5 protein-coding genes and 1 other RNA gene are annotated in these 7,619 nt (G+C 52.1%); 5 read left to right on the top strand and 1 reads right to left on the bottom strand.

The annotated features are described in order from the left end of the window. Positions 1-183: 183 nt before the first annotated feature. From D5S03_RS12760 to ssrA, 4 genes are all read left to right on the top strand, one after another. On the top strand, positions 184-1,041 hold the full coding sequence (locus D5S03_RS12760) for an HDOD domain-containing protein (RefSeq protein WP_287044297.1): 858 nt from the start codon (positions 184-186) through the stop codon (positions 1,039-1,041). Beyond that, positions 1,038-2,780 carry a single-stranded-DNA-specific exonuclease RecJ gene (gene recJ, locus D5S03_RS12755; protein ID WP_287044295.1) on the top strand — a complete coding sequence of 581 codons (1,743 nt, stop codon included), beginning with the start codon at positions 1,038-1,040 and terminating at the stop codon, positions 2,778-2,780. Before D5S03_RS12760 ends, recJ begins: the two co-directional genes overlap by 4 nt. 30 nt (positions 2,781-2,810) lie before the next feature. Continuing rightward, positions 2,811-3,473, top strand: coding sequence for a TVP38/TMEM64 family protein (locus D5S03_RS12750; RefSeq protein ID WP_008869156.1), 663 nt, complete (start codon positions 2,811-2,813; stop codon positions 3,471-3,473). A 45-nt stretch (positions 3,474-3,518) separates the two neighbouring features. Continuing rightward, positions 3,519-3,881, top strand: a transfer-messenger RNA (tmRNA) gene (gene ssrA, locus D5S03_RS12745). 266 nt (positions 3,882-4,147) lie between these two features. Here ssrA and rhuM read toward each other — a convergent pair. Continuing rightward, a complete protein-coding gene (gene rhuM / locus D5S03_RS12740; RefSeq protein ID WP_287044293.1) occupies positions 4,148-4,414 on the bottom strand; it encodes a RhuM family protein in 267 nt (88 codons plus the stop codon). Between the two features lie 358 nt (positions 4,415-4,772). Here rhuM and D5S03_RS12735 point away from each other — a divergent pair. Further along, on the top strand, positions 4,773-7,619 hold a 2,847-nt coding region (locus tag D5S03_RS12735), incomplete at its 3' end, for a PAS domain-containing protein (protein ID WP_287044292.1).

Genomic DNA, 7,619 nt, shown 5'->3' with positions numbered 1-7,619 from the left:
AGGACGCAGACGCGAAAATAAAGCAGGCTCTCGGCAAAAAAAGCAGGCAGGAACCAGCTGAAAAATCAAATTGAATGGTTACTGTTTGGTTAAGGAGGGGCTGGGGTGTATCGTTCCAATTAAAAAACCGATACTTAGAGTTTTACTTCTCCGCTTACAACTTACAAAGAGTTACTACCTTTTATGAACCAGGAACAGGGCCAGAATTTTCTACACAGCCTGACCAGGGTCAAGGATGATCTCCCGGTATCACCGGCCATATTGCGGGAGATATTTTACAAGACCGAGCATAGCTCCAGCTTTTCCCTGGACAGCATCAGCCGTACAGTGGCCTCGGATCAGTCCCTGACCACGAAAGTGCTCAGCAGGGCCAATTCCGCATATTACGGTTTTGAGGCCAGAATCTCGTCTGTATCCAGGGCGGTGGCTCTGCTGGGCCTTTCCGAACTGCGCAGAATAATCCTGAGTATCAGTGTGGGTGCCCTTTCCAGGAAAGTCGGGCACCAGGATCTGGACCTTCAGGTCTACTGGGAACACCAGAGCTTTACAGCCCTTATGGCCAGAGAGGCAGCCATCATGCTCGGACGCCGCGATGCAGAGGACCTCATGACCTGCGGGCTTCTGCATGATCTGGGCAAGATTATTACAGCCATATACGCCCCCCGGGTCTGGGCAGAAATCGATGCACAGGCCAGACAGGAACAAATACCGCATTATGTCGTGGAAACGCAGTTCTGGGGCATCGACCATGCCCTTATAGGGGCCATGACCCTTCACCTGTGGCACCTGCCTGAATCCCTGACTGAGCCAGTCAACTGGCATCACCGGCCCGAACTTGCTCCCAGCGGGTTCAAAGACAAGGCCAGGATCCTCTGCCTGGCCAACAACATGGAACACTCCATCCGGACCGATTCACTTCATGATATTGACCAGGACCTGCACCAGGTTCTGGGGCTGAACCCCGGTGACACCCGGAATACGGCCATGGATATCATTGCCGGAAACACCATGCAGGAACTAAAAGAGATGTTTGCCGCATGAAAAGGACCTCTCCGGTTATGAACAACACCTGGAACTCCCGCGTCAACTGGAAGCTCATCCAGACCAGCGCTTCCCCTGCACACATTGCCAGACTGGCGGAAGATCTGGAAATCTCCCCTGCCCTGTGCAGCATACTGCATCAAAGAGGCATGACCAGCCTGGAGGAAATGCAGTTTTTTTTAAGCCCCGGTCTTCGCTACCTGCAGCCCCTGGAGGACTGGCCCCAGCTGCAGCAGGCAGCAGATCTCATAGCCTCTTCTCACGACTCTGGAAACAGGATCGCCGTCTGGGGCGATTACGATGTGGACGGCATCACTTCGGCAGCTCTGCTCAAGGATTTTTTCCAGTCCAAGGGAATAGATATCCGCTGCTATCTGCCCCACAGAGTCCAGGATGGTTATGGCCTGAACATGGCCGGCATGGAAAAACTGGCTGGAGAAGGTATCAAAACCCTGATCACCGTGGACTGCGGCATATCTCACCACAGCGAGATTTCCAGGGCCAGGGAACTGGGTATGCATGTGGTTCTAACGGATCACCACCTTCCCGGAAGCGAGCTGCCTCCTGCAAACGTCATAGTAAACCCCCAGTGCACCCCGTGCCCCTATCCAGGCCTGGCCGGTGTAGGCTCGGCGTTTTTCCTGGCTGCAGCCCTGAACAGAACCCTTCCCGGGCCACAAATGGACATCCGGAATCTCCTGGATTTGGTGGCCCTGGGCACCATAGCCGACCTGGTCCCCCTGGACAGGGCCAACCGCATCCTGGTCAAAAACGGTCTTTTGCTTCTCAGTGAAGGTCGAAGACCCGGGATCTATGCCCTCAAAGAAGCATCCGGTCTGGGTGGGACGGATAGTATCGGTGCCGGTCAGGTGGGCTTTGCCCTGGGCCCCAGGATAAATGCCGCCGGCAGGCTGGATGATCCCTGCCAGGCTCTGGAACTGCTTTTATGCCGTGACCTGCAGCAGGCCCGCACTATTGCCGCAAGACTCAACACCCTGAACAACGAAAGGAAAAAGACCGAGGAAACCATCCTGGATATGGCCAGGCAGCAGGCAAATAATTATAAAGATGATTCAGGACTCATACTTTTCGATCCTGACTGGCATCCGGGGGTGCTGGGGATAGTAGCCTCCCGGCTGGTGGAGGAGTTTTACAGGCCATGCCTGGTTTTGACCCGGGAAAACGGCCTTATCAAGGGCTCCGGCAGGAGCATATCCGGTTTTAATTTATACCAGGGCCTCTGCAGCCTGAAAAGCCACCTGACCGGATTCGGGGGACACAGCCAGGCAGCCGGACTCAGCCTGGAACCAGAAAATCTGGAGGAGCTGCGCACCGGCTTCAGTCGTGTCATAAGTGAATGCATAGGTCCGGGGCCGCATCAAAAAGAAATTGTCCTGGATGCCTTATTGGGACTGGACGAGCTCTCCCCGGACTTCCTCCAGGAGCTCGAACTCCTGCAGCCCTTCGGGCCGGAAAATCCCAGGCCTGTCTTTCTGTCTCCTCCTCTCAAGGTATTGGACCAAAGCCTTTTTGGAAAAGACAAGCACGTCAGGTTCGACCTCAAGGACCCGGAATCCGGGGTAAAACTTCGCGGACAGTTCTGGAGGCAGGGACGCAACCTCAAGGAAACAAGCCTCAAGGGCAAGAACCTTACACTGGCCTATACCCCGGGGATAAACGTTTACCAGGGCCTGGTGAGCATCAGGCTGAACATAAGGGAAATTCTGGAAGTGTCCTGATAAGGGATTCTCACTCAGATAAAGCAACCAATGTACTCTAAAAGCAGTTTAAAAGTACTTATCCTGGCCATTATTCTTTTAGCCGGCCTATACCTGCAACAAAGCGGGATAATCGATCTCAGCCGGGAGATCGCCAGGGCTGAAAGCCTGGCAGAACTTTGGTGGGCCCCTGTGGTGTTCATTTTCGCCATGGGCTCTCTGTACACCATTGCCATGCCGGCGGCATTCTTCATCTGGATTCTGGGAGTAATCTATCACCCGTGGCCTGCGACTTTGATGGTCATAGCCGGAGGAGCACTGGGCAGTATCGGTGCTTACTATTTTACCGGATACCTGTCCACTGCCGTACGGGAAAAATTCGCCCGCACCCAGGCCTTTTCCCTGCTGCGTAAAAATTCAGGCTTTTTCCAGCTGCTGGCCATGCGCTCCCTGCCGGGCTTTCCCCATGTGCTGATAAATTTCAGCTGCGGAATCCTGCAGATTCCCCTAGCCGCCTATATTTACAGCACCATCCTGGGTTTTGCCTTCAAGGGCTACATATATACCACGGCAGTTCATAACGCCACACACCATGTGCATGAGTCGGGCAACAACATAGTCTCTTTCCAGACCGTCTGGCCCCTGCTGCTGCTGGTTGTCTTCTCCCTGGGAGGTATATTTATCCAGAAAAAAATTTTAAAAAACACTTGCTAAGTGCTCACCTGTTATTATATTAGTTATTGATGACCTGACAGATCAGGGGGCGACATGGCTTCGACGGGGATGATAGAGGCCAGGGTTGCAGGCCGAGGTGCCGCGGGGACCTCGTTAAACACGCGGCAAAAAATTAGTTGCCAAGAACAACGAATACGCAATGGCCGCTTAGAGCGGTCACGTTTCCACTCGCTGACGCCTGATAAGCGAAACGGAAGCGCCAAACCCCCATCAGGCTGGCTCTTCATGCTCTGTTCCGGGGCTTGAAGGGCGAGACCTCACCGGAACTTGTTTTCAGGGGCCTGTCCGGAGGCAACCCTGAAAACGAGAATTAAATCCGGACTAAGCCTGTAGAAACCTTGTGCTGAACATTCTCGGACGCGGGTTCGATTCCCGCCGCCTCCACCAGGGTATAAAAAAAACAAGCTATTTTTTAAATAACCAATTGAAATTCAAGAGATTGTTAGTTTAAAGAGATTTAAGTAAGTTTAATAAAAATTAATGACGTCCAGAAAAGAGAGGGGTAAGTGAAGGGGTAAGTTTTCAATAAAGAAAACTTGCTTTTTTTGCTTACCCCTCTTTTATTTTTAAGGTCAGATTATGGCTACCAACCTTACTTACAACCAGATCAAGCTCCAGCACAGCCTGGCCCTCATCGCTGATGAGTTCGCCAGTTACCCAGGGTATTGGCCACCAATAGCCAGGGCCTGCTTCAGCTCTTCGATGCCCTTCTCAGCCAAACGCCGCTGATTCAGGGTATAGCCCCGCACCAGGTGCTCCTTCAAAATCTGCGTGGCCCAGATGCGGAACTGGGTGCCGCGCAGGGATTTCACCCTGTAGCCAACCGTAATCACAACGTCGAGGTTATAGTAATTTGTCTGGCATATCTTACCATCAGCGGCAGTTGTCCGGGATTTCCGGACAACTGCCTGCTCGCTCAACTCGCCCTCCTTGAATACATTTCGGACGTGTTCGGAAATTGTACGATTGTCCCTCTGGAATAACTCCACCATCTGCGCCTGGGTAAGCCAGACTGTTTCATCCTTGAGAGAAACATCAGAATCTGTCGTATGGTCATGATTAACATGAAAGAGATGATGCCCGGCAATCCTGTCATAATCTGCCCGGCCGTCAATATAGACTGACCCGTCGTGATTCCTGCCGCTTCTTTTATCCTGCTCAAAAAATCAGCTTTCATTTCAGTTGTTGCTTTCAGCGGCATATTAATCTATGCATACGATCAGAAAAAACGCATAGTCTTTCCCTTCATGATAATCTTTTTTCTTTTACGAGTTGATTATGACCCGACCTTCCAAGAAACAAGATCATCCCGGCCCGGCCAGTTTCCCAAATTCCCACGACATCCTCATGAACGCCCCCATAGGAATTTACACTTCTACGCCGGAGGGCAGGTTACTCTCTGTCAATCCCGCCCTGGCCAGAATGTTCGGGTACGATTCACCGCAGGACATGGTGGAGTCGGTCAAGGATATTGCCACGCAAGATTTTGTTAATCCGGAAGACCGACTGGAATTCATGCGCCTGATGCAGGAACAAGGCGAAGTGGTTGATCATGAACGACAGTTTATGCGCAAAGACGGAACTGAGTTCTGGGTGTCCATAAATGCCCAAGCGGTACTGGATGAAAATGGACAGGTGGTAGCTTATCGGGGGTTCATCAGGGATATCCCTGCTCGTAAGCAGACAGAAACGGCTCTGGCCCAAAGCCTGGCTCGCTACGAAGAGCTGAGCGCCCGTGTGCCGGTGGGCGTCTATATTGTATGGATTAGGGCTAACGGTCACTTCGAGTTTGAGTACGTCAGCTACAGGTGGTGTGAGATACACCAGGTTCGTCGAGAAGATGTACTGACCGATAGTGAGGCGGTGAACAATCTTGCCCATCCCGATGAACGAGAGGCATTTTTAGCACGAAACCGACAGGCCCAAATCGACCGAAAGCCATTTTTTTGGGAGGGGCGGTTCATGGTAGGCTCGGAGGTGCGCTGGCTTAAAATCGAAGCTACCTCAGTGACCTTTGACAATGGCGATACCCGCTGGTTTGGCGTAACGCAGGATATCACCCAGCGCAAACAGGCCGAGGAGGCCCTGCAGGACAGCCAAGCCCTGCTGTCCACAATTTTTGACAATGCACCTATAGGTATCTGGGTGATGGATCATGATCAGAAGCCCTTGCTGGTCAACAGATATTTCCGGGAAAAAACCGGGTTCGGCACTGATTCTGTAAGCCTGACATCTAAGGAGCTGGCTGTATGTAAAAAGAGCGATGATATGGTGCTAAATGGACAAGATCCCTGTCATTTTGAAGAGGAAGTTACCTTTAAAGATGGCCGGAAGCATATGCTCCAGACTATAAAAACCGCACTTGCCGGTGGGGATGGCAGGATTAAAGGGGTACTGGGCATAGGGGTGGACATAACCGAGCGTAAAAGGCTGGAGCAGGAGCTGAAAGAGCAGGTTAATATTTTGGAAGCCATTATCAATGGCATTCCGGATATACTGGCTATACAGTACCCGGATCACAGTATCGAGCGCTACAACAAGACTGGATACCAGGTCCTGAATAAGACGCCGGATGAGGTGCGAGGCAAAAAGTGTTTCGAGCTTATAGGCAAAGAAAGGGAATGCGAGGAGTGCGCCACCAGAACAGCCTTGCGCACTAAAGAACTTGCTCAGCTGGAGAAGTATATCCCGGAGCTGGATATCTACCTTAACTGTCGGAGTGTACCTATTGTGGACGAGCATGGGGAAGTGGTCAAGATTGTGGAGCAGTTGCGGGATATTACCAGCCGGAAGCTGGCGGAGGAAGCCCTTAAAAAGAGCGAAGAGCGCTACCGCAGCCTGGTGGAATCCCAGCATGATGCCATAGCGAGAATAGACAGGGATGGCCTGTTTACCTATGTCAACGATACCTGTTGCCGGATCTTTGGTAAAAAAAAGGAAGAACTTCTGGGAAGTCCCTTTATTCCTTACGTGCACGAGGAAGATCTGGAATATCTTCTGACAAATCTGGAAAAAGTACACCAGCACCCCTATAGAGTGCAGATAGCCCACAGACTGGTGACTCCCAGCGGATTTTACTGGATGCACTGGGAGAGCAGTGCCATATTCCGCGACAGCGGGGACATAGTCGAAATCCAGAGTGTAGGCAGGGATATCACGGAGATGAAGCTTCAACAGCAGAAGCTGGAGTTGATTCTGAAGGCTGCGCAGAATGTTTCATTTGTGCTTACTGAGCCTGCCAATGACCAGCAGGATCACTTGATTCGGGATTTCAGCCCGGGCGCAGAAAATATATTGGGCTACAACAAGGAGGAGGTGCTGGGCAAATCGGTTTTCATGCTACATTCTGAGGAGAATTTTGAAAAGGTTCCAGAGATCCATGCTGCGGTAGCCCGGAACCAGCCCTGGCATGGCCGGGTATGGCTGGTGCGCAAAAGCGGGGAGAAGTTTCCGGCCCTGTTCACTGTCTATCCTTTTAATTTGTACAGCAGGATGGGGATGCTCGGGGTGTCTATAGATATCTCAGAGCTGGAAAAGGCCCAACAGGAACTCATCCAGGCTAAGGAGCAGGCTGTAGCTGCCAATAGAGCCAAATCGACTTTTCTGGCCAATATGAGCCACGAGATCCGCACTCCGCTGACTGGAATCATGGGCTCCATGGAGATGCTGGCATCAGAGATAAGCAGCGAAAACGGCAGGCGTATAATGGATATGACCCGGGAATCGGCCAGGTCCCTGCAGCGGATCATCGACGATATCCTGGACCTGTCCAAGGTGGAGGCCGGCAGGATGGAGCTCAGCAGCCGGGAGTTCACCTTGTCTGCCGTGCTGGACAGGGTTCAGGTTCTGTATGCAGCTCAGGCAGAGAAAAAAGGCATCAGTCTGTCCAAAAGCCTTGACCCGGGAGTTCAGGATAATCTTCTGGGGGATGCCAGTCGCCTGGAGCAGATACTGCGCAACCTGGTGGGCAATGCTGTGAAATTCACCAGTCATGGCCAGGTGACATTGAGAGCGAGGCCTGCTGACAGCCAGGATGGTTCTTCTAAGCAGGTTGTCAGGTTCGAGGTGCAGGATACTGGTCCGGGCATCCCGGAGGATAAGCTGACAGATATCTTTGAGAGCTTT

This window comes from Desulfonatronospira sp. MSAO_Bac3 (assembly GCF_003838035.1).
Lineage (GTDB): Bacteria > Desulfobacterota > Desulfovibrionia > Desulfovibrionales > Desulfonatronovibrionaceae > Desulfonatronospira > Desulfonatronospira thiodismutans.
This window is presented reverse-complemented; position numbering and strand designations above follow the sequence as displayed.